Annotated in this window: 16 protein-coding genes; 12 read left to right on the forward strand and 4 right to left on the reverse strand. The window is 70.8% G+C overall.

All coding sequences use genetic code 11. The annotated features are described in order from the left end of the window. Positions 1–66: 66 nt before the first annotated feature. Complete coding sequence (cysC, locus tag EV385_RS19430) at positions 67–1,575, reverse strand: adenylyl-sulfate kinase (protein ID WP_130513423.1); 1,509 nt, start codon at positions 1,573–1,575, stop codon at positions 67–69. Positions 1,576–1,739: 164 nt separating this feature from the next. On the opposite strand from cysC, the gene EV385_RS19435 reads away from it, so the two are divergent. The 6 genes from EV385_RS19435 (at position 1,740) to EV385_RS19460 (ending at position 7,264) form a co-directional block, all read left to right on the forward strand. Beyond that, on the forward strand, positions 1,740–3,038 hold the full coding sequence (locus EV385_RS19435) for a glycoside hydrolase family 26 protein (protein WP_242624961.1): 1,299 nt from the start codon (positions 1,740–1,742) through the stop codon (positions 3,036–3,038). A 63-nt stretch (positions 3,039–3,101) separates the two neighbouring features. Further along, positions 3,102–4,013, forward strand: a complete 912-nt coding sequence (locus EV385_RS19440; protein WP_130510749.1) for an ABC transporter ATP-binding protein — start codon at positions 3,102–3,104, stop codon at positions 4,011–4,013. Further along, positions 4,006–4,869, forward strand: coding sequence for an ABC transporter permease (locus tag EV385_RS19445; RefSeq protein ID WP_130510750.1), 864 nt, complete (start codon positions 4,006–4,008; stop codon positions 4,867–4,869). The genes EV385_RS19440 and EV385_RS19445 overlap by 8 nt, the downstream gene beginning before the upstream one ends. Then, the gene (locus tag EV385_RS19450; protein WP_242624962.1) at positions 4,866–5,777 is read left to right on the forward strand and encodes an ABC transporter ATP-binding protein; all 912 of its coding nucleotides are present in this window, start codon (positions 4,866–4,868) and stop codon (positions 5,775–5,777) included. The genes EV385_RS19445 and EV385_RS19450 overlap by 4 nt, the downstream gene beginning before the upstream one ends. Next, positions 5,777–6,487 carry an ABC transporter permease subunit gene (locus EV385_RS19455; protein WP_130510751.1) on the forward strand — a complete coding sequence of 237 codons (711 nt, stop codon included), beginning with the start codon at positions 5,777–5,779 and terminating at the stop codon, positions 6,485–6,487. Before EV385_RS19450 ends, EV385_RS19455 begins: the two co-directional genes overlap by 1 nt. 39 nt (positions 6,488–6,526) lie before the next feature. Further along, the gene (locus EV385_RS19460; protein WP_130510752.1) at positions 6,527–7,264 is read left to right on the forward strand and encodes a hypothetical protein; all 738 of its coding nucleotides are present in this window, start codon (positions 6,527–6,529) and stop codon (positions 7,262–7,264) included. Positions 7,265–7,269: 5 nt separating this feature from the next. Here the strand turns inward: EV385_RS19460 and EV385_RS19465 are convergent, their stop codons facing one another. After that, positions 7,270–7,833, reverse strand: coding sequence for a CGNR zinc finger domain-containing protein (locus EV385_RS19465; protein WP_130510753.1), 564 nt, complete (start codon positions 7,831–7,833; stop codon positions 7,270–7,272). 104 nt (positions 7,834–7,937) lie between these two features. Between EV385_RS19465 and EV385_RS19470 the strand changes: the two genes are divergently transcribed. The 5 genes from EV385_RS19470 (at position 7,938) to EV385_RS35730 (ending at position 14,969) form a co-directional block, all read left to right on the forward strand. Further along, entirely contained in the window at positions 7,938–8,867 is a 930-nt protein-coding gene (locus EV385_RS19470; protein WP_130510754.1) for a 2-dehydropantoate 2-reductase, read from the forward strand. 228 nt (positions 8,868–9,095) lie between these two features. Then, complete coding sequence (locus EV385_RS19475; protein ID WP_165449532.1) at positions 9,096–10,655, forward strand: FG-GAP-like repeat-containing protein; 1,560 nt, start codon at positions 9,096–9,098, stop codon at positions 10,653–10,655. A gap of 897 nt (positions 10,656–11,552) precedes the next feature. Beyond that, positions 11,553–12,848, forward strand: coding sequence for a calcium-binding protein (locus tag EV385_RS19480; RefSeq protein WP_130510756.1), 1,296 nt, complete (start codon positions 11,553–11,555; stop codon positions 12,846–12,848). 448 nt (positions 12,849–13,296) lie between these two features. Then, positions 13,297–14,580: a calcium-binding protein gene (locus tag EV385_RS33975; protein ID WP_165449533.1), complete on the forward strand. Its 1,284-nt coding sequence runs from the start codon at positions 13,297–13,299 to the stop codon at positions 14,578–14,580. Between the two features lie 254 nt (positions 14,581–14,834). Beyond that, complete coding sequence (locus EV385_RS35730; RefSeq protein ID WP_278044996.1) at positions 14,835–14,969, forward strand: hypothetical protein; 135 nt, start codon at positions 14,835–14,837, stop codon at positions 14,967–14,969. 71 nt (positions 14,970–15,040) lie between these two features. Here the strand turns inward: EV385_RS35730 and ppc are convergent, their stop codons facing one another. Then, positions 15,041–17,845, reverse strand: coding sequence for a phosphoenolpyruvate carboxylase (gene ppc, locus EV385_RS19495; RefSeq protein ID WP_130510759.1), 2,805 nt, complete (start codon positions 17,843–17,845; stop codon positions 15,041–15,043). Positions 17,846–18,044: 199 nt separating this feature from the next. Between ppc and EV385_RS19500 the strand changes: the two genes are divergently transcribed. Beyond that, entirely contained in the window at positions 18,045–19,709 is a 1,665-nt protein-coding gene (locus tag EV385_RS19500; protein WP_130510760.1) for a lysyl oxidase family protein, read from the forward strand. Positions 19,710–19,827: 118 nt separating this feature from the next. Here EV385_RS19500 and EV385_RS19505 read toward each other — a convergent pair whose 3' ends face one another. Then, positions 19,828–21,603 (reverse strand): hydrogenase maturation protein, encoded by a 1,776-nt coding sequence (locus tag EV385_RS19505; protein ID WP_130510761.1) that lies wholly within the window; start codon positions 21,601–21,603, stop codon positions 19,828–19,830. Between the last annotated feature and the right edge of the window lie 100 nt (positions 21,604–21,703).

Genomic DNA, 21,703 nt, shown 5'->3' on the forward strand with positions numbered 1-21,703 from the left:
TTATCCCCTGAGGGGTAAACGGCCGGTACGCCGGTACGTAACTGCTCACGCGCGCCGAGAAACGATCTATCCGTGTTTGGGCTCCACCCAGCCGTTCTCCACCAGGTGCGCCATGACCAGCTCAACCGCCTCCGGCACGGTGATCTCGGTGGTGTCGAGCACCAGCTCCGCGTCGCTCGGCTCCTCGTACGGGTCGTCGATGCCGGTCATGCCGCGCAGCTGACCGGCCCGGGCGCGGGCGTACAGGCCCTTGCGGTCGCGCTGCTCGCAGATCTCCAGCGGGGTGGCTACGTGTACGAGCACGAAACCGGCCCCGGCCAGCCCGGCCATCTCCCGGGCCGCGGCGCGCGCCGCCGCGTACGGCGCGATCGGGCAGGCCACGGCCATGCCGCGGTGCCGGGCGATCTCGGCGGCGACCCAGCCGATGCGGCGCACGTTGCGGTCCCGGTCGGCGCGGCTGAAGCCGAGCCCCGCCGACAGTTCCCGGCGAACTACGTCACCGTCCAGCAGGGTGACGGTACGGTCGCCGCTCTCCCGCAGGTGGTCGGCGAGACCACGAGCGACGGTCGACTTGCCGGAGCCGGAGAAGCCGGTGAAGAACACGACCAGGCCGCGGTGGCGGCGCGGCGGGCGTACCCGGACCAGTTCCTTGGCGACCGCGGGCGGGGTGTGCCACTCGGGCAGCGGGAAGCCGCGGTCGAGCAGGTCGGCGATCTCGGCCGGGGACAGGGCGAGCCGCCGGTTGCGCGGCGGGATGTCCTCGCGCCAGCGCCACTGCCCGTCCCGGTTGTCGTAGGCCAGGTCGCGGGGGACGAGCACGCGCAGGCCCGCGCCGGAGAGCATCTCGCCGGTGGAGAGCACGTGGGTCACGCCGTATGCTCCGGCGACCCGGGCCCGCAGCAGCGCGTCGCGCATCTCGTCGCCGCGCGGCAGCAGCGGCACCGCCACGATCGTGGCGGGTGGCATCCGGTCGCGGGCGGCGAAGACGGCCCGGACCAGCGCCTCGGGCGGCAGCCCGTCGGGGCCGGGGCCGCTGACCGGGATCATGATCAGCAGGTGGGCGGCCAGCGTGCGGGCGGCGTGCGCGATCTGCGCGAGCTGCGGGCGGTGCAGCGGCCGGTCCGCGATCACGCCGAGGACCCGGCCGGGCGGCAGCAGGGCCTGCACCTCTTCCGGGGTACGGCGCAGCCGCTGGAACGGCCCGTGCCCGCCGTCGCCGAGCCGCTGGACGGAGCCGCCGACCCCCCACAGCCCGCCGGTGTTCGGCCAGGCGTCGGTGACCTCCAGCGCGGCGACCGGGGCGCCCTCGGGGTCGGTGAGCACGATCGTGCGCCCGCCCGGGTTGCCAAGGTCGAGGTCCTGGGCCACCTCGGCGGGCACCTCGAGGGTGACCGCGACCGGCCACGGTGTCCCGTCGGCGAGCCGTCCCCGGCGGGCCAGCGCCGCGAGGTCGGCGCGGCCGAGGAACCCGGTCAGCGGCGTGTACGCCCCGGAGAGCAGCAGTTCGAGGTCCGCCAGCTCATGCGGGCGCGGCGTGTACGACGGCGCGTCACGCAGGACGTCCTCGGGCAGCATCGAACCGTTCACCGTTCTTCCCCCTGGGGCCGACTAGGGGACAGTTTCGCAGCCGCGATCCCGGCGGTCGAGCGGGGCTGTCCGGGTAGGTCGGAGCGACCCGCGCGGACAGATAATCGGACGGTAGTCGACAAAACGGACTTTAGGTCCGATACTCGGCGATCGTGATACGCCGTCCCCGGATTCTCTACCTCACCGGCCTGACCACCGCCTTCGCGCTGTCGGTCACCACCACCCTCGCCTGGGCCTGGACCGGCGGGGTCCAGCAGATCGGACTCCCGTTCGAGGCGCTCGGCGACCCCACCGTCGCCGGACCGGGCGTGGCCTGGTCGCCCGCGGCCGAGCCGGTGTCGCCCGGATCGGGGCAGTCCGCGGCGCCCGCCACCACCAAGGCCCGGACGGGCGGGGCCGCCGGGGCCGCCGCCACACCCGCCACGTCCCGCCGCCCCCGCGCGGCGGCATCGAGCGCCTCGGCCGCCGCGTCCGGCGGTGCGCTCGCACCCCGCCCCGCCACCGGCGGCGGCTGCCGGGTCGGCGCCAAACTCGTGCCGACCTGCGGGGTGATGTGGGGGGTCGCGCCGGGCGCGTTCACCGACACGCGTGGGGCCACCGCGCTGGCCGCCTTCGAACGCAAGACCGGGCGCCACCAGGACATCTACCACTCGTATCACCTGGGGATCAAACAGCTCTTCCCGACTCCGGAGGAGATCGCCATCGCCCGGCAGCCCGGCCGCGAGCGCCTGCTGTTGATCAACTGGAAGAAGCCGTACAAGACCTCGTGGGCGAAGATCGCCAAGGGTGACCCGGCCACCGACGCGTTCCTCGACCGGCTCGCCGCGCACATCAAGAAGACGTTCCCGGAGCGGTTCTTCTTCACCGTGCACCACGAGGGGGAGGACAACGTCCGGCCCAAGGCGGGCTCGGGCTACACGGCCAAGGACTACGCCGCGATGTACCGGCACGTGGTGCAGCGGCTGCGCGCCCGCGGGGTGAACAACCTCGTCACCGTCCTCGTGCACATGGCGTACGTGCCGCACACCGCCTGGTTCGACGACATGTACCCCGGCGACGACGTGGTCGACTGGATCGGCATGGACTCGTACTCCTACAGCGACCCCGGCTACGGCCACGGCGACCTGACCGAGATGCTGAACCGCCAGTCCTCGGCCCGCCCCAGCTGGCCCGGCTTCTACGCGTGGGCCACCCGCAAACATCCCAGCAAGCCGCTCATGGTCGCCGAATGGGGCGTGTGGGCCTCCCGGCGCAACCCCGGTTACCAGGCCGCCTTCTACCGGGAGGTGGGCGTGCAGATCAGGCGCTTCCCCCGGATCCGCGCGATGGTGTACTTCGAGACCCCGCACAACCAGGACAAGCGGGACTCCCGGGTCGACGCGAACCCGTCGGCGCTGGCCGCGTACCGGCAGCTCGGCAGCCTGCCCATTTTCCAGGTGCAGGTTCGGTGAAGGTCCCCGCCTTACGGGGTTTCACCTGATCCACGGCGGGCTCGCAGTCCCTACGCTGTGCCGGTGAGCCTCATCGCAACCCAAGGGTTGACCAAGACGTACGGTCCGGTGACCGCGCTCGCCGACCTGACGGTGTCGGTCGAACCCGGCGTCATCGGACTGGTCGGCGCGAACGGCGCCGGCAAGTCCACCTTCATCAAAATCATGCTGGGTCTGCTGGCCCCGACCGGTGGCAGCGTGCGGGTCTTCGACCTCGACCCGACCCGCGACACCGACCGGGTCCGCGCCCGGGTCGGCTACATGCCCGAACACGACTGCCTGCCCCCGGACCTGTCCGCGGCGGAGTTCGTCACCCACCTGGGCCGGATCAGCGGCCTGCCGCGCACCGCCGCCCGCGAACGCGCCTCCGAGGCGCTGCGCCACGTCGGGCTCTACGAGGAGCGGTACCGGCAGATCGGTGGCTACTCCACCGGCATGAAGCAGCGGGTCAAGCTGGCCCAGGCGCTGGTGCACGACCCCGACCTGCTGCTGCTCGACGAGCCCACCAACGGCCTCGACCCCGCCGGGCGCGACGCCATGCTGAACCTGGTGCACCGCATCGGCACCGAGTTCGGCATCTCCGTGGTGGTCTGCTCGCACCTGCTCGGCGAGGTGGAACGCATCTGCGACTCGCTGATCGCCATCGAGGGCGGGCGGCTGCTGCGTGCCGACACCATCTCCGCGATGACCACGGCCAGCGACGTGCTGGCGGTCGAGGTCAGCGACGGTACGGAGGAACTCGCCGCGGCGCTCACCGCGCTGGGCCTGCCGGTGCGCCAGGACGGGCGGCTGCTGCTCGTACCCCTGGACACCGAGGACACCTACGACCGCATCCTGCGCTGCGTGGCCGACCTCGACCTGCCCCTGCACCGCCTCGACCAGCGGCGGCACCGCGTCGCCGAGCTGTTCGCCCCGAAGGAGCCCGCCGATGTCTGAGGCCAGCGTCATCCACGACATCGGGTACCAGCGCTACACCGGGCCCCGCCACGGCCGCGGCCACGTGCTGGGCGCGATCTACGGGCACGGCCTGCGTACCGCGTTCGGGTTCGGCCGTACCGCCAAGGCGAAGATCTTTCCCTGGATGGTGGCCGGCATCGCGCTGATCGTGGCGATCATCCTCGCCGCGGTCCGCTCCCAGATCGGCCAAGAGGTGCTCAGCTACGCCGAGTTCGCGGACCGGATCAGCTGGCTGATCATCTTCTTCGTCGCGATCGTCGCGCCGGAACTCGTCTCCCGGGACCTGCACGCGGGCGTGCTGCCGCTGTACTTCAGCCGGCCGTTGCGCGCGGCCGACTACCTCGGGGCGAAGTTCGCCGCCCTGGTGTCCGCGGTGTGGCTGCTGCTCGGCGTACCCCAGTTCATCATGTTCCTGGGCGCCGCCTTCACCACGAAGGACGGCTTCCGCGGGGTGTGGGAGGAACTGGGCAAGCTGCTCGGCGGGTGGGCGCACAGCGCGCTGTGGGCGCTGGTCTTCGCGTCCATCGCGCTGCTGATCGCGTCGCTCACCGGCAAGCGTGCGTTCGCCGCCGGTGGCATCGTTGCCGTCTTCCTCATGACCACCCCGGTCGTCGGGGTGCTGTCCATCCTGCCGTCGCGCAGCGCCCAGGAGCTCGCCGGACTGGCCAGCCCCATGTCGATGGTCACCGGCGTGGGCACCTGGCTGATCCCGTCCACCCGCACCGGCCTCGACATCGGCCGCTTCGGCCCGGTGTACGCCATCGCGGTGGTCACCCTGATCGCCGCCTGCCTCCTGCTGCTGCTGGCCCGCTACCGGAAGGTGGCCTCCCTGTGAGCACCATCGAGCTGACGAACGTCTCCCGCTGGTACGGCAACGTCGTCGCCGTCAACGACATCAGCATGACCCTCGACGCCGGGGTCACCGGACTGCTCGGCCCCAACGGCGCGGGCAAGACCACCGTGCTGCACATGATGGCCGGTTTCCTGGCCCCGTCCCGGGGCACGGTCACCGTCGACGGCGCCCCGACCTGGCGCCACCCCGACGTCTACCGCAAACTCGGCCTGGTCAACGAGCGCGAGGCCGTGCACGGCTTCCTCTCCGCGTGGGACTTCGTGCTGGCCAGCGCCAAGATGCACAAACTGGCCGACCCGCGCGGCGCGGCCACCCGCGCCCTCGCGCTGGTCGAGATGACCGAGGCGCAGGACCGGCGGATCGAGACGTTCTCCAAGGGCATGCGGCAGCGCACCCGGGTAGCCGCCGCGCTCGTGCACGAGCCCCAGGTGCTGCTGCTGGACGAGCCGTTCAACGGCATGGACCCGCGGCAGCGGATGCACATGATGGACCTGCTGCACTCGCTCGGCGACCGCGGCCACACCATCCTGTTCAGCTCGCACATCCTGGAGGAGGTCGAGCAGGTCTCCGGCACGGTCCAGGTGATCGTGGCCGGGCGGCTGGCCGCCTCCGGCGACTACCGGCGGATCCGGCGGCTGATGACCAACCGGCCGCACCTGTTCGCGGTGCAGTCGTCCGACGACCGCCGCCTCGCGGTCGCGCTGATCGCGGAGAAGTCCGTCAGCGGCGTCGAGATCGACGGCAACGGCCTGAGCGTACGGGCGTCCGACTACGGCAGTTTCACCCGAGCGTTGCCCCGCATCGCCCTGGCCGAGGGCATCCGGTTGCGCCGGCTGCTGCCCTCCGACGAGTCCCTGGAGAGTGTCTTCTCCTACCTGCTGGAGGCGTGATGTCGACCGTTGCCTGGATCACCGCCCGGGGCCTGTTCGGCCGCCGCCGGGTCCTGCTCCTGCTGCCGCTGCCGGTGCTGCTGGTCGGCCTCGCCCTGCTGTGCCGGGCGTACGACCTGAATCCCCTGCACTGGGGCACACCCGTACTGGTCGGCCTCGGGCTGGCCGTGATGCTGCCGGTCACCGCGCTCATCGTCGGCACCGGCGTGCTCGGCTCCGAAGTGGACGACGGCACGATCGTGCACATCCTCACCAAGCCGCTGCCGCGCCGCGACATCGTGCTGGCCAAGTTCGGGGTGGCCGTCGCGGTCACCGTGGTGACCACCTGCGTGCCGCTCTACCTCGCCGGTGCGCTCGCCCACTCGTCCCGGCTGGGGCTGGCACTGGCGGCCGGGGCCGCGGTCGGCGGGTGCGCGTACACGGCGCTGTTCCTGATGATCAGCCTGCTCACCCGGCGTCACGTGCTGCTCGGCCTGGTCTACATCCTGGTCTGGGAGGGTCTGCTCGGCCGGTTCGTCACCGGCACCCGGGTGCTCTCCATCGAGCAGTACGTCATCACGATCACCGAGAGGATCACCCCCACGGCCCTGCTCGACGCGAAGGTCGGCGTGCCCGCGGCGCTCGTCATGGCCACGATCTTCGTGCTCGGCTGCACCGTGGCGGCGATCGACCGCCTGCGCAGCTTCAGCGTGGCGGGTGAGACGAGTTGACCTTGTCGGGCTGGTCGGGCCGTACTAGCCTCGCGGGCCATGGCGGACAGCCCGAACGAGACGTTGCTCGAGACGATGTGCACGCCCGAGTTCTGGCGCTGCTACACCTTCGATGACGAGGACGGTTTCGACCTCACCGGCGAGAGCGAGCGGATCGCCGAGCTGATCGGCGACGACGTACGGCTGGGTCTGCCCGCGTTCAGCCCCTGGCTGTTGCGCCTGCGGCTGTACTTCGACGTCTGCCTGTTCGAGCTGCGCCTGGAGACGCTGAACGACGACGAGATCGACGAATGCGAGGACGACGAGTACGCGGCGCTGGGCGACGACTACGAGACGTATCTGTTCTCCGAGCTGGGCCACTGGGACCAGGCGCGCTGGTCGCCGTGGTGTCTGCGCTGGGAGGAGCTGGGGGCGGTGGTCTCGCGGATGGCCACCAGGCCGGACCGGCAGCAGATCCCGCCGGAGCTGGCGATGCTGCTGCTGGCCCGCTTCGTCGGCCACGGCGTGGGCGACGAGGAGCGGCTGGCGGCGGGGCGGCGCCTGGTCGCGGCCATGTTCACCCGCCTCGGGGTGTTCGAGGGCGCCGAGGCCGAACGCATGGCGGCGCGGCTGCTGCTGGCCGCGCCGGACGACGATTACGCGTGGCGGCGTGACCCGGAGCGCGGCTGGGTGTTCGGTGGCGCGTACCCGTGCTACTCCAACCGCAACGCCGAGCACGGCAGCTTCCCGTTCGCGCGGTGGGCCGAGTTCCGGACCCTGCTCGGGGTCACCGGCTGACGGGGCTAGTGGCCGCCACGGTAGCGGGCCATCTTGTCCCGGGCGCCGCAGGTGCGCATCGAGCACCACCGCCGGGCCCCGGCCCGGGACGTGTCGATGAACAGCAGCGAGCACTCGGGGTTGTCGCACTCGCGCAGCCGTGCGCCGTCCGCGCCGCCGATCACCTCGACCGCGTCCCGGGCGATCAGCGCCAGCAGCGCGGGCATGGTCACGTGTGAGGGCCGCGCGTGCAGCCCGTCCGCCGTGAGGCGCAGCTCCAGCGCCGGTGGCGGCTTCGTGGCCCACGCGTTGACGACGTCGATGTCGGCCGTCGCGGGGCGCCCGCTCCGGCTCAGCCGCGCGGTCATCAGCCGGTAGACCGCCTCGCGCAGCAGGCGAGCCCGGCCCAGGTCGGCCGGCGTGACGCGGGGGGCGGTGGCGGCCAGCCCGGCCACGGTGCACCAGCGGCCCAGCGCGGCCGGGTCGATCAGGCGCTCGAATCCACCGTCGCGATGGCGCTTGCCCACCGTCGCGGTGAAGTCCACCGAGGGCCGCCCGCCCTCGAACCGGAAGTCACGCTCGTCGCCCACGGACCCAGGTTACCCGTTCGACAGGTAACCGAAGTCACCCTCTCCGTTACCCGTTCGACAGGTAACGTCACTCGGGTATCCAGCACACTCGATCGGGAGGTTTCATGAGGTTCGCGGTCATCGGGGTCGGCGGTCTCGGCGGATTCTTCGGTGGGCGGCTGGTGGCAGCCGGTCACGACGTCGAGTTCCTGGCCCGCGGCGCCCATCTCGCCGCACTGCGCCGCGACGGACTCGCCCTCGTCGGCCCCGACGGCGATGTCACCAGCACACCGGTACGCGCCACCGACGACCCACGCGACATCGGCCGGGTCGACGCCGTGCTGCTCGCCGTGAAGACCTGGCAGCTCGACGGTGCGCTCGCCGCCCTGCCGCCACTGCTCGGCCCGGACTCCGCGGTCATCACCACACAGAACGGCGTCGAGGCGCCCGGGCAGGTGGCGGAGGCGGTCGGCCGCGACGCCGTCCTGCCGGGCGTCGCGAAGGTGATCGCCATGCTGGACCGGCCCGCCGTGGTGTGCCACGTCGGCGGCCTCGGCTCGCTCGACTTCGCGGAGTGGGACAACGCGCCGACCGCGCGGGCGCAGCGGATTCGGGCCGCCCTCGCCGCCGCCGGCATCCGCACGACGGCACCGGCGGACATCTGGCGCGAGCTGTGGGCCAAGTTCCTGTTCGTGGTGCCGTTCGGCGGGCTCGGCGCGGTCACCGACGCGCCGTTCGGGGTGCTGCGCGAGCGTCCCGGCACGCGCCGGCTGCTGGAACATGGCATGGCCGAGATCGAGCAGCTGGCCCGCGCCCACGACGTCGCCCTGCCCGCCGACATCGTGCCGACGACGATGGAGTTCCTCGACCGGCAACCGGCCGCGGGCACGTCGTCACTGCACCGCGACATCCAGGCGGGACGACCCTCCGAACTCGACGCGTGGACCGGAGCCGTGGTGCGCCTCGGCGCCCGTACCGGAACCCCCACGCCGGTCAACGGCGTCATCCACGAGATCCTGAGCCTGCGCGAGGCGCAACGGTCCGTGGCCGCCTGAACACGGCGCATCCCCGGCTGTTGGATGGCTCACCCGCAGCGACGATCTTCTCTGCTGTCGATCATCGATGCTCTACAGTTCGGTCGCTGTTCACACGGGGGAACGGAATCTGCAGATCGTGCGCGTCTCGGTGCGGGTTCTGGCCGCCGTACTCGCCGGAGCGGGTCCGGTGGCCGCCACGGCTCAGCACGCCGTCGTCGGTGGGATCCGGCTCCCGAAGGAGGATCGATGACGAGACGATGGTTCGTTCGCTCTGTGGCACTGGTGGGAGCGCTGGCGGTGACCACCGTGTGGGCAGGGGTACCGGCCCACGGTGCCGACACGGCTGTGGACAGTGCCCACGCCTTCGCGGCGAAGATCGAGGTCGGCGCGCCGGGCAGCACCGACGCGCGCGGCTGCAGCGGCGCCTTGGTACACCCCCAGTGGGTCATCACGTCAGCCGCCTGCTTTGCCCGGCCCGGATCCCCCGTTCCCACCGGTGCCCCCCAGCTGGCCACCACCGTGATCGTGGGACGCCCCGACCTGTCCACCCGCGCGGGGCACGCCCTCGCTGCGGTACAGGTCGTGGCCCATCCCGACCGTGATGTCGCGGTCGTCAAGCTGGCCGCCCCGGTTACCGGCGTGAAACCGGTGACCCTCGGCACGGGCGCGCCCGCTGCCGGAGAAGTGCTGCAGGTCGCCGGGTACGGGCGTACGCGAACCGAGTGGGTGCCCACCCACCAGCATGCCAGCGAGTTCACCGTCGGCTCCAGCACCGCGACGTCGGCGGAGCTGGTCAACCGGCCCGGAGCCACGGTCTGCAAGGGTGACGCGGGCGCCCCAGTGCTGCGCGGTGCGGCCGGCGCGCCGAGCCTCGTGGCCGTTGCCACCGGGAGCGGTCAGCGCGGCTGCCTCGCCGTGGCCGACGACGCACCCACCGGTGCGACGAGCGCGCGCGTCGACGATCTCCGCTCCTGGATCTGGCAGAACACCGCGCAGTTGCCGCCGAGTCAGGGCGCCGACCCCGAGGCCGCGAGCGGCCGGTGGGCGGACTTCGACGGCGACGGCAAGGCCGACTACATCGTCATCGACGACGGTGGCGCGGTCCGAGTGTTCCTGAACCGTGGCGGCGGCTTCGACGGCTGGCAGAGCCTGGGCGTGGTGGCGACGGGTGTGGTCAGTGACCGGACGAAGGTTCGGTGGGCGGACTTCGATGGTGACCGTAAGGCCGACTACTTGGTGTTCGCCGACAACGGGGCGCTCAGTGTGTTCCTGAACCGTGGTGGGGATGGTCGTGGTGGCTGGCAGAACCTGGGTCTGGTGGCGACGGGTGCGGTCAGTGACCGGACGAAGGTTCGGTGGGCGGACTTCGATGGTGACCGTAAGGCCGACTATTTCGTGTTCGCCGACAACGGGGCGATCAGTGTGTTCCTGAACCGTGGTGGGGATGGTCGTGGTGGCTGGCAGAACCTGGGTCTGGTGGCGACGGGTGCGGTCAGTGACCGGACGAAGGTTCGGTGGGCGGACTTCGATGGTGACCGTAAGGCCGACTATTTCGTGTTCGCCGACAACGGGGCGATCAGTGTGTTCCTGAACCGTGGTGGGGACGGTCGTGGTGGCTGGCAGAACCTGGGCCTCGTCGCGACGGGTGCCATCAGCGACCGCACCAAGATTCGCTGGGCCGACTTCGACGGCGACGGCAAGGACGACTACCTCATCGCCAACGAGGACGGCTCGGTCCGGGTCTTCCTGAACCGTGGCGGCGACGGCCGCGGCGGCTGGGGCAAGGACACCACCATCGCGTCATAAGCCCCGTCCTCCGGTCCCGAAAACAATGACCCCCGAGCGCTGAGCGCTCGGGGGTCATTCGTGCGAGCCAGGGCTCTGAACGTGACCGTCTGGTTGGTCGGGGTGAACGTCACGCCCGGACTGAACGTGACGGTCTTGCTGACCGTGTAGACGAGATCGGCGGCGGCGAGGTGTGCATCGTGTTCCTCCTCCAGCAGGAGCGCCGAGAACACCCGTGCCCTGCGTTGGACGCAAAACGGCTGGCCGTGGCCCGGAACTCGTGCCTGAGGCCCGCATCGTGGTATCGACGGCGTGGCGCCGGGCGCTGTGTGGCATACCCAACCGGCACGCTAACAAGGTTCGAGAGATCGATCTGCGAAACCGGGGAACGGTCCGGCGAGGCCCCTCCCGGTTCGTCTCATCAGACGTTGACGCCGAGTGCGGTGGCCAGCCGGGGCGACGCCCTCACCCCGGCGGGTTAGCGACTGCTTGTGGTGCCCGTTGCCGCCGGGCGAGCGTGTGCCATGTCAGCTTCATGTGGGAGGGGTCCGGTAACCGGTTCTTCCCTGAGCGTCAAGGGGCGGCATGGGTTGATGTTGCGCCGCCCATGTTGTGAGTGCGGGTTGTCGAGCGCACCCTGTGACTGTCGCTACTCCCGATCTGAATGTGCCTCCAGTGACAAATCCTGCTATCCAGTTAGGACAGCGGGGCTCGCGCATCGTTGCGCAGGTGGGGACGACGTTTTTGGGACAGAGACGTTCGTGTTTCGGATAACGGGCCGCTCGATCTTCCGGTGCCGCTATCGTTGTTTTTTGGCGCGTGGCGAACTAAATCCCGGCGCCGCAATCCCATGCTTCGCGCGGCCCCCAGGGGTGTGGGTGCGGCTGCGCCGGTTTCCCGAAAGCGGGTGTCTTTCCCATGTTCCAGAACACTCGACGGCGGCTGGTCATGGCCGCCACCACCGCGGTCGCCCTGACCGGTTTCACGGCCCTGGCCGCGTCCCCGGCGTACGCGGCAGCGCCGGCCAACGACGATTTCGCCAACGCCCAAGTCCACACATCGAGCTTCACCGACAGCCTGAACACCGCGGAGGCCACCACCGAATCCGGTGAGGTCACAGCGGTCTGCACAGAATTCTTCCCCTTCGAGATCGGAAAGTCGGTCTGGTACGAGGTCACCCCGGCCGCATCTGGAGAGCTGCTGGTCACCGTCGACAACCCGCAGTTCAACAGCGCTGGGAACATCTACACGGGATCGGATCTGAACTCGCTCACCCTGGTGAGCGACGGCTGCCAGTTCTTCGGCGCCAGCGCGACTGTCACCGCCTCCACGACGTACTGGATTCAGGTCGCCGGCGTCAACTTCGGCGAAGGAGTGGAGTCTGGCCCGCTCGACCTGACCGTGACCGTGCCGGCCGCACCCGCAGGTGCGGATGTGTCGGCGTCGGTGTCCGACTCGGCGGACCCGGTCTCCGTCGGTGGTGACGGCTACTCCTACACCGTGGCCGTGGCCAACGGCGGCCCGTCCGGCGCCACCGGGGTCAGCCTGTCGGTCCCGGTGACCGGCACCGCCTCGTCCGGTACGGCGATCCTGTCCACCTCCACCAGCCAAGGCTCCTGCTCCACCTCGAGTCTGACCGTGACCTGCTCGCTGGGCAGCATCGCCGCCTCCGGCTCCGCCAGCGTCACGATCAACGTGTCACCCGGCTCCACCACCGGCACCCTGACCGCCACCGCCACCGTGTCGGCCAACGAGTCCGACTCCAACTCGGGTAACAACACCGACGCCGAGTCCACCACGATCAACAACGCGAACGGCTGCACGATCTACGGCACCAACGGCAACGACACCATCAACGGCACCAACAGCGCCGACGTCATCTGCGCCCTGGCCGGCAACGACACCATCAACGGCGACAACGGCAACGACACCATCTACGCCGGACCCGGCAACGACTCCAGCTACGGCGAAGACATCCTCAGCATCCTCGACAACGGCGCCGACACCCTCTACGGCGGCACCGGCGACGACAACCTCAACGGCCAGAACGGCAACGACACCCTCTACGACCACACCGGCACCGACACCCTGTCCGGCGGCAACGGCAACGACAACATCGACACCCAGGACAGCGTGTCCGGCGACACCGCCAACGGCGGCCTCGGCACCGACACCTGCACCGTCGACAGCGGCGACACCACCAGCGGCTGCTAACTGCTAATCCCTGCACCACCGGCACACCAAAGGCTCCCTGCCCGGCCGAGGCAGGGAGCCTTCCCGGCCACCTGAACCCAACGTGAAACAGGCCCGATCCGCACGCGGCCCGCCTCGCAGCAGACCTATCGATGTCTTTGAATGACACGGCCAAGGCTCCGGGATGGCCGGTTCTGACGGTCCACCGCGGCCCCGTGGACGGCCTCAGCTGTGCGTCGCGTCTAAATCAGACGGATGACTCTGAGGGTGGCTGCGAAAGGCAGGGTGAAGCTCCGGTGGCCGGGAGGTCATGCAATTTGCATTTCGTCCACATGGATCTTTGAAGTCCACTAGCGTTGTTGCTTGGCGCTTGGCGAACTAAATCCCGGCGCCACGATCCCATTCTTCGCGCGGCCCCCAGGGGTCTGGGTGCGGCTGCGCCGGTTTCCCGAAAGCGGGGGTAATTCCCATGTTCCAGAACACTCGACGGCGGCTGGTCATGGCCGCCGCCATCGCAGTCGCCCTGACCGGTTTCACGGCCCTGGCCGCCTCCCCGGCGTACGCGGCCCCGCCGGCCAACGACGACTTCGCCAACGCCCAAGCCCACACCGGATCGTTCAACGACAGCCTCAATCCGGATGAGGCAACTACGGAGAACGACGAACCCGGGTCATCCTGCTTCGGCGTGCTGAACAAAACGGTGTGGTACAAACTGACGCTCAGCTATGCCACGAGCGTCACCGTCGATACATTCGGCTCGAACTATGACACGGTCCTCGACGTCTACACCGGCACCCAGCTCTCCAATCTCTCCGACATCGCCTGCAACGACGACGGCGGTGGTGTGCAGTCGCAGGTGACGTTCAGCGCGTCGGCGTCCACGACGTACTACATCCAGGTCAACAGCATTGAAATTTCCGCAACCTATCTCGAGCTGCACGTGGACGCGGGCACGCCGCCCGCAGGTGCGGATGTGTCGGCGTCGGTGTCCGACTCGGCGGACCCGGTCTCCGTCGGTGGTGACGGCTACTCCTACACCGTGGCCGTGGCCAACGGCGGCCCGTCCGGCGCCACCGGGGTCAGCCTGTCGGTCCCGGTGACCGGCACCGCCTCGTCCGGTACGGCGATCCTGTCCACCTCCACCAGCCAAGGCTCCTGCTCCACCTCGAGTCTGACCGTGACCTGCTCGCTGGGCAGCATCGCCGCCTCCGGCTCCGCCAGCGTCACGATCAACGTGTCACCCGGCTCCACCACCGGCACCCTGACCGCCACCGCCACCGTGTCGGCCAACGAGTCCGACTCCAACTCGGGTAACAACACCGACGCCGAGTCCACCACGATCAACAACGCGAACGGCTGCACGATCTACGGCACCAACGGCAACGACACCATCAACGGCACCAACAGCGCCGACGTCATCTGCGCCCTGGCCGGCAACGACACCATCAACGGCGACAACGGCAACGACACCATCTACGCCGGACCCGGCAACGACTCCAGCTACGGCGAAGACATCCTCAGCATCCTCGACAACGGCGCCGACACCCTCTACGGCGGCACCGGCGACGACAACCTCAACGGCCAGAACGGCAACGACACCCTCTACGACCACACCGGCACCGACACCCTGTCCGGCGGCAACGGCAACGACAACATCGACACCCAGGACAGCGTGTCCGGCGACACCGCCAACGGCGGCCTCGGCACCGACACCTGCACCGTCGACAGCGGCGACACCACCAGCGGCTGCTAACGCCTAATCCCTGCACCACCGGCACACCAAAGGCTCCCTGCCCGGCCGAGGCAGGGAGCCTTCCCGGCCACCTGAACCCAACGTGAACGGCCCCGATCCGCACGCGGCCCGCCTCGCAGGCAGACCTATCGATGCCTCGAATGACAAGGCCCCGGGATGGTCGGTTCTGACCGTCCACCGTGCCCCCGGACGGCCTCAGCTGCCCCGCGTCGGCTCGGGAGGGTGCCGTGTCGCGGTCACGCACAGTTGTAGTCGTGATCCGCACAGACCACGGCGACGGCAAGGCCGACCACATCTACCACGACGACAGCGGCGCCGTGCACGTCTTCATCAACCTCGGCGGCGACGGCCGTGGCGGCTGGGGCAAGGGCGCCGTCGTCGTGTCATAGCCCCACCCCCGTACCGAAAACGATGACCCCCGGGCGCCGAGCGCCCGGGGGTCACTGCGTGAACCAGGGGCTCAGCCGGTGTTACGCATGCCGGCCGCGATGCCGTTGACCGTGGTCAGCAGGGCACGCTCCAGGGCCGTCGAGTCGCTGGGCCCGCGCCGTCCGCCCGGCGCGGTCGGCACCTGGCGCTGGGCGTCGTGCAGATCGCGGTACTGGCGCAGCAGCGCCACCTGCAGGTGGTGCAGCGGCTCCAGGTAGGTGTCGCGCACCCCGAGCGTGCGGGACAGCTGCGGGTTGCCGGCGAGCAGGCCCTCGCCGCCGGTGATCGCGAGGATCTCCTCGACCGTACGCGCGTACTCCTGCTCGATCTTCGCGAAGATCGGGTGGAGCTGCTCCGGGACGAGGGTCTCCACGTACCGGCGGGCGATCGACAGGTCCGTCTTGGCCAGCATCATCTCCACGTTGGAAACGAAGGTACGGAAGAACTGCCAGCCGCCGTACATCTCCTTGAGCACCTCGCCGCTGCCCGACTCGCGTACCGCGGCCAGCCCGCTGCCGACGCCGAACCAGCCCGGCACGATCTGCCGGGTCTGGGTCCAGCCGAAGACCCACGGGATCGCGCGCAGCCCGCCCAGGCCCGCGTCGGCGTTCGGGCGCTTCGCCGGGCGCGAGCCGATGTTCAGCGCGCCGAGCAGCTCGGTCGGGGTCGCCGCCCAGAAGTACGCGGCCAGGTCCGGGTCCTCGACCAGCGACCGGTACGCCCGGAACGCCGCCGCGGACGCGGTGTCCATGGTGGCGTCGAAGCGCGCCAGCCGTCCCGCGTCGACCGAGGAGGTGGTGTGCAGCAGCGTGGCCTGCAGCACGGCGGCGACCGTGAGTTCCAGGTTCTCCCGGGCCAGCGCGGGCAGCGTGTACTTGTCCGAGATGACCTCGCCCTGCTCGGTCACCTTGATCGCGCCGTCCAGGGTCCCGTACGGCTGGGCCAAAATCGCCTCGTGGGTGGGGCCGCCGCCCCGGCCGACCGTGCCGCCCCGGCCGTGGAACAGCCGCAGCCGCACCCCGTGCCGGGCCGCCACGTCCCGCAGCGCCCGCTGCGCCTTGTGGATCGACCACTGGCTGGTGGTGATGCCCGCCTCCTTGTTGGAGTCGGAGTAGCCGAGCATGACCTCCTGCAGGTCACCGCGGGCCCGCACGATCTCCCGGTACGCGGGCAGCGACAGCATCTGGTCGAGCAGCTCGCCACCGGCGTCCAGTTCGGCCGGGGTCTCCAGCAGCGGCACGATCCCGACCCGGGCCTTGCCGCTGTGCAGGTCGATCAGCCCGGCCTCGCGGGCCAGCACGGCCGCCGCCAGCACGTCGTCCACCCCGAGGGTCATCGAGATGATGTACGACTCGACGACCTCCGGGCCGAACCGGTCCTGCGCGTCGCGGATCGTGTGGAACACGTCGAAGGTCTTGCGGGCCGAGTCGTTCAGCGGGGTGTCGGCGCTGGCCAGCGGCCGCCGCCCGGTCAGCTCGTCGGCCAGCAGCTTGGTCCGGGCGGCCCGGTCCAGGGTGGGGTACTCGTCCACCTCGCCGACCCGGGCGTACATCTGGGCCAGCACCTCGTGGTGCTTCTCCGCGTGCTCGCGGACGTCCAGGGTGGCCAGTTGCAGGCCGAACGCGGACACCGTACGGATCGCGGAGGCGACCGTGCCGACCGCGGTGAGCTGGCCGGAGTTGCGGGCCAGCGACGCCCGGATCAGCTCCAGGTCGGCGATCAGCTCGTGGCTGCCCAGATAGTCGCGGCCGGGCACGTGCGCGGTGCCCTGCTGCAACCGCTTGCGGGTGTTGCCCAGCTTGGCCCGGATGCAGCGCACCTTGAGCCGGTACGGCTCCTCGGCGTTGGTACGCCGGAACCGGGGCGCCACCTCGGGCAGGTTGTCCAGGTCCTTCGCGAGGCTGGCGGACAGGTCGAGGGAGACCCCGCGCAGCCGCCGCGACACCGACAGCTGGTCGATGAGCGCGTCCATCGCGGCCTCGGTGGCCTGGATGCCGTGCTCGTGCTGGATCATCAGCACGTCCCGGGTGACGGCCGGGGTGACGAACGGGTTGCCGTCGCGGTCGCCGCCGATCCACGAACCGAAGGTCAGCGGGCGTGACGTCGGGGCGGTCTCCACGCCGAGCTGGCGCAGCGTGTCGGCGAGGTCGTCGAGGACCTGCGGCGCGGCCTCGGCGTACAGGTCCTTGAGGTAGTAGACGGCGTTGCGGGCCTCGTCGGTCGGGTCCGGCCGGTCCAGGCGCAGCTCGTCGGTCTGCCACAGCAGGTCGATGAGTTCCGCGAAGCGGCGGGTGGAGGCGCTGGTGTCGGTGGCGTCGTACAGCACCGCGGCGGCGGCCTCGGCGTCCAGCGCGTCGGCCACCTGGCGCAGCTTCGACAGGATCGAGCGGCGGGCGGCCTCGGTGGGGTGCGCGGTGAAGACCGGGCGTACCGCGAGGCGCCGGGCGGCGGCCGCGATCTCGTCGGCGGGCACCCCCTGCTCGGCGATGAGCTTGGCCGCCTGGTCCAGCCAGCCGCCGTTGCGGGCCCGGCGGCGCCGCAGGTCGCGGGCGCGGTGCACCTGCTCGGTGATGTTCGCCAGGTGGAAATAGGTGGAGAAGGCGCGGGCCAGCTTGGTGCCGGTGGTGACGTCGAGGGCGGCCAGCCGGGCGGCGGCGGCCGGGGCGTCGGCACGCACCAGCGCGCGGACCTCCTCGACGAGGTCGAGCAGCGGCGGGCCCTCCTGCCGGGCCAGGGTCTGGCCGAGCAGCGTGCCGATGCGGCGGATGTCCGCGCGCAGGGCCGCGTCGGGGGAGTCTGGCGAGTCGGGGTCGAGGTGGCCGTTCAGGTCGCTCACCGGGACGCTCCTTATGCGTGATGTGCGGTGGACGGCGCTGTCCCGACTTCCCGCCGATGGTATCGGCGTCGCGACCTGGCTGCGTATTTTGAGGTGAGTCTCATACGTCCTAACGCTGAGTTCACCACGCACCGGGTTCCATGTCCCCACACATCGACCGACGTGTCTTTGGTCGGCCTATTCGTGGAGGACATTTTCGATGAGCAACAGGCTCAGCCGTCGTGCGCGCACGCGGCTCCTGGTAGCGGGCGCCGTGACCACCGCGGTGGCCGCCGCCGCGGCCGGTGTGGGGGTGGCGACGGCTGCCGCCGATCCGCCGGCACTGGCGTTCGTGTCGGCCACCCCCAACGTGACCGCGGAGCGTCACATCTTCAGTGACGGATCGTGGTTCAACGTCGATCTGGGGGTGAACCTGATCGCCGGAAAGAACCCGTTCGAGATCCGGGCGTCCCGCAAGTCGTACGCGGACCCGATCGTGGCGCAGCAGTTCGTCACGGAGAAGGGCAAGACGAAGAAGGTGAACCTGCCCGCGGGCATGGTCACGAACTTCGAGGGCCTGAGGAACTTCACCACGATCACGGTGAAGGACACCTCCGGCAAGCAGGTCAAGCAGTACCAGCAGGACTTCTGTCCCAACGGCTGGGACACGCACCGGACCCGGCCGGACGCGCCGGCGGAGAGCCCGTACCCGCAGTCGTGCAACGGGTCCAACCCGTTCACGCTCGGCGCGGTGTGGGGCATCCAGGCCGGTTGGAACGCCCCCGTGGCGAACGACGGCTACCGGGGCGACTCCGGAAACTCGGAGCTCGACCTGCCGGTCGGCGACTACGCCGTGACCGTGGAGCTGAACAAGACGTACCGGGACTTCTTCAAGATCCCCGCCAAGAGCGCCTCCGTGCAGCTCAACATGAAGGTCGTCGAGATCAAGGAGTCCGAGGGCGAGGGCGACGGACCCAACCCGTCGCCCAGCTCCCCGGCGCGGCTGAAGGCCAAGGACGCGAAGGCCGCGCGGGCCCAGGCCCTGCGGGCGGAAGCCGCCGCACCGGGCGACGAGCACAGCGTGCACGGCGGCGAGGGCGTCGAGAGCAAGCAGATCGCGGGCTACCTGCCCGCGTTCCGGCCCCCGGCGAAGGCCCCGCAGGGGGCGCTGCGCAGCACCGCCCAGGCGCCCAAGGGCCCGCGGCCGGACCTGCGCTCGCTGCCCGCCTGGGACATCTCCCTGGAGGAGGGCACCGACGGCGTCAAGGACGGCAAGTGGTACATCAACTTCGGTGCCACCGTGTGGAACGCCGGACCCTCGACCCTGCTGGTCGACGGCTTCCGCCGCACCGGCACCGAGCTGATGGACGCGTACCAGTACTTCTTCGACAACAACGGCAAGCAGGTCGGCTCGGCCAAGGCCGGGACGATGGAGTGGGACAACCGGGAGGGCCACAAGCACTGGCACTTCACCGACTTCGCCCAGTACAACCTGCTCAAGGCGGACAAGAAGCTGGCCGTGCGCAGCGGCAAGGAGGCGTTCTGCCTGGCCAACACGGACGCGATCGACTACACCGTGCCCGGTGCCAAGTGGCGCCCGGAGAACACCGACCTCTCCACCGCCTGCGGCGGCAACACCGCGGTGGCGGTGCGTGAGGTGCTCGACTCCGGCAACGGCGACACGTACAGCCAGGCCCGGCCGGGCCAGTCGTTCGAGGTGACCGACCTGCCGAACGGCACGTACTACATCGAGGTGAAGGCGAACCCGGAGAACAAGCTCGCCGAGTCCAGCACCACGAACAACACCTCGCTGCGGAAGGTCATCCTGGGCGGCACCCCGCAGGAGCGCACCCTGACGGTGCCGTCGGTGTACGGCCTCGACTGATGTGTAGGCGGTGACCCCGGGCGGGTCCGAGGCGACGACCTCGGGCCCGCCCGGGCGCCTTTCCGGGTCAGGCCGACATGGGTGTCAGGCCGACATGGGTGTCAGGCCGACATGGGTGTCAGGCCGACATGGGTACGGCGGGGCGCACGCGGGTCCCGGGCGCGTCGTCGGCGGCGGACCGCTGGCGGGACAACCGGGCTCCCCGCGCCGGTTCCGCGGGCCGCGCCGCCAGCCGTTGCGGGGTGCCCTCCGGGGCGGCCTTGGTGACGAAGGCGCGCCGCGCGGCGGCGAAGCCGGACCGGTCCGCGAACATGTCGCGGCTCATCTCGGCCAGCTCCTGCGCCTCGTACGCGTCCAGCGGCACCGGCTCGGCGGCCAGCGCCCCGGCCTTGGCCGCCCGCCGGGCCCGGGCCGCCCGGGGATCGGCCAGCCGCTGCGCCAGCTCGGTCAGCCACTCGGTGTACGCCTGCGGGTGCCGCGGTCCGACCTCGTCGACCAGACCCAGTGTGGCGGCCCGTTCCGCGCTGACCGGCAGCCGCCGCTCCAGCAACTGCCGGGCCGTTTCGGCGCCGACGCGCCGGGGCAGGGTGAAGGTGTGCAGCTCGGAGCCGTAGAGCCCGATGTCGTAGTACGGGTTGAGCACGATCCCGGCCCGCGCGGCGACCACGTCCGCGCCGAGGCCGAGCATGGCTCCGCCCGCGCCCGCGCTGCCCGCGTACGCCGCTACCACGGTCTGCCGGGTGCAGCCGATGATCTCCCGGCACACCTCGTTGATGGCCTTGATGTTGGCCCACGCGGTCCCGGCCGGGTCGGCGGCGGCCTCGGTGATGTTGAGGTGGATTCCGTTGCTGAAGGCTTCCGTGCCGCCGCGCAGCACCAGCACCCGGGTGTCCTGGCCGGCGGCGTGCCGCAGCGCGGCGCGCAGGCGGCGGCAGTGCGCGGTGGACATCGCACCGTTGTAGAAGTCGAACACGAGCCAGCCCACGACGCCGGTGCGCCGGTACCGGATCTGCCGGTACGACGGCTGCTCCGCGTCGCCGCAGGGACCCACGGGCGCATGCGGCACCCCGCTGATCCGATGCCGCAGCAGGCTCGTGGCGGGCAGCTTGAACGCGGGCCCCGTCCCGGCCTCGGCCGCCCGCAGGTGCCCGAGCCACACCGCCCCGTCACCGGTGCCGACCAGCACGGCGCCCTGGCGGCGGGCCAGCACCGCACCGGGCCGCGTGCCCAGGGCCAGCCCGGGATGCGCGTCGTAGGCGAACACGGCCAGTCCGGCCACCTCCGTGCGTACCCCTGGAAAGCCGTCGGCGGCGCGGATGTGCCGCACGATGTGCTCGGTCGGCTCGGTCCAGTCGAAGGCCCGGTCGGACTGGGTCATCAGCGGCCGCGTGCGGGCCTCGGCCAGGTCCTGCGCGGGCGTCGGGGTGAAGTCCGGGTCGGCGGCCTTGGCCAGCACCTCGGTGATGCACTCCAGCGCGGCGTCCGCGACCGGGCCCGAGTACAGCGCGGACTTGCGCGGCGGCGGGCCCGGCACCGGGAAGCTCCGGTGCGCCCAGACCGGCCCTGCGTCCATCTCCTCGACCGCCTGCAGCGCGGTGACCCCCCAGGTGGTGGCGCCCTCGCTGATCGCCCAGTCCAGCGACGACGGGCCCCGGTCGCCGACCGGACCCGGGTGGATGATCACCGTCCGCCAGTTCTGCCAGACCTCCGCGGGCACCCGGTGCTTCAGGTACGGGCAGAGCACGAGTTCCGGCTGCGCGGACCGGACCCCGTCGACGATCTCCTCGGGTCCGGTCGCCAGCAGCACCCCCACGTCGTGACCGGCCTCGGTCAGCGCGCACCACGCGCGCTGACTGAGCCCGTTGAACGCCGACACCAGCAGCAGAACCCGCACATCGCCTCCCCAGACGTGGTCCCCAGACCGGTTCGCGAGTCTTGGGCGTGTCAGAAGGCTTATGTCGGACGGGGTGTGCGACCCGGTCGGGGCCCGGCCG

It is taken from the genome of Krasilnikovia cinnamomea, from assembly GCF_004217545.1.
GTDB classification, from domain to species: domain Bacteria; phylum Actinomycetota; class Actinomycetes; order Mycobacteriales; family Micromonosporaceae; genus Actinoplanes; species Actinoplanes cinnamomeus.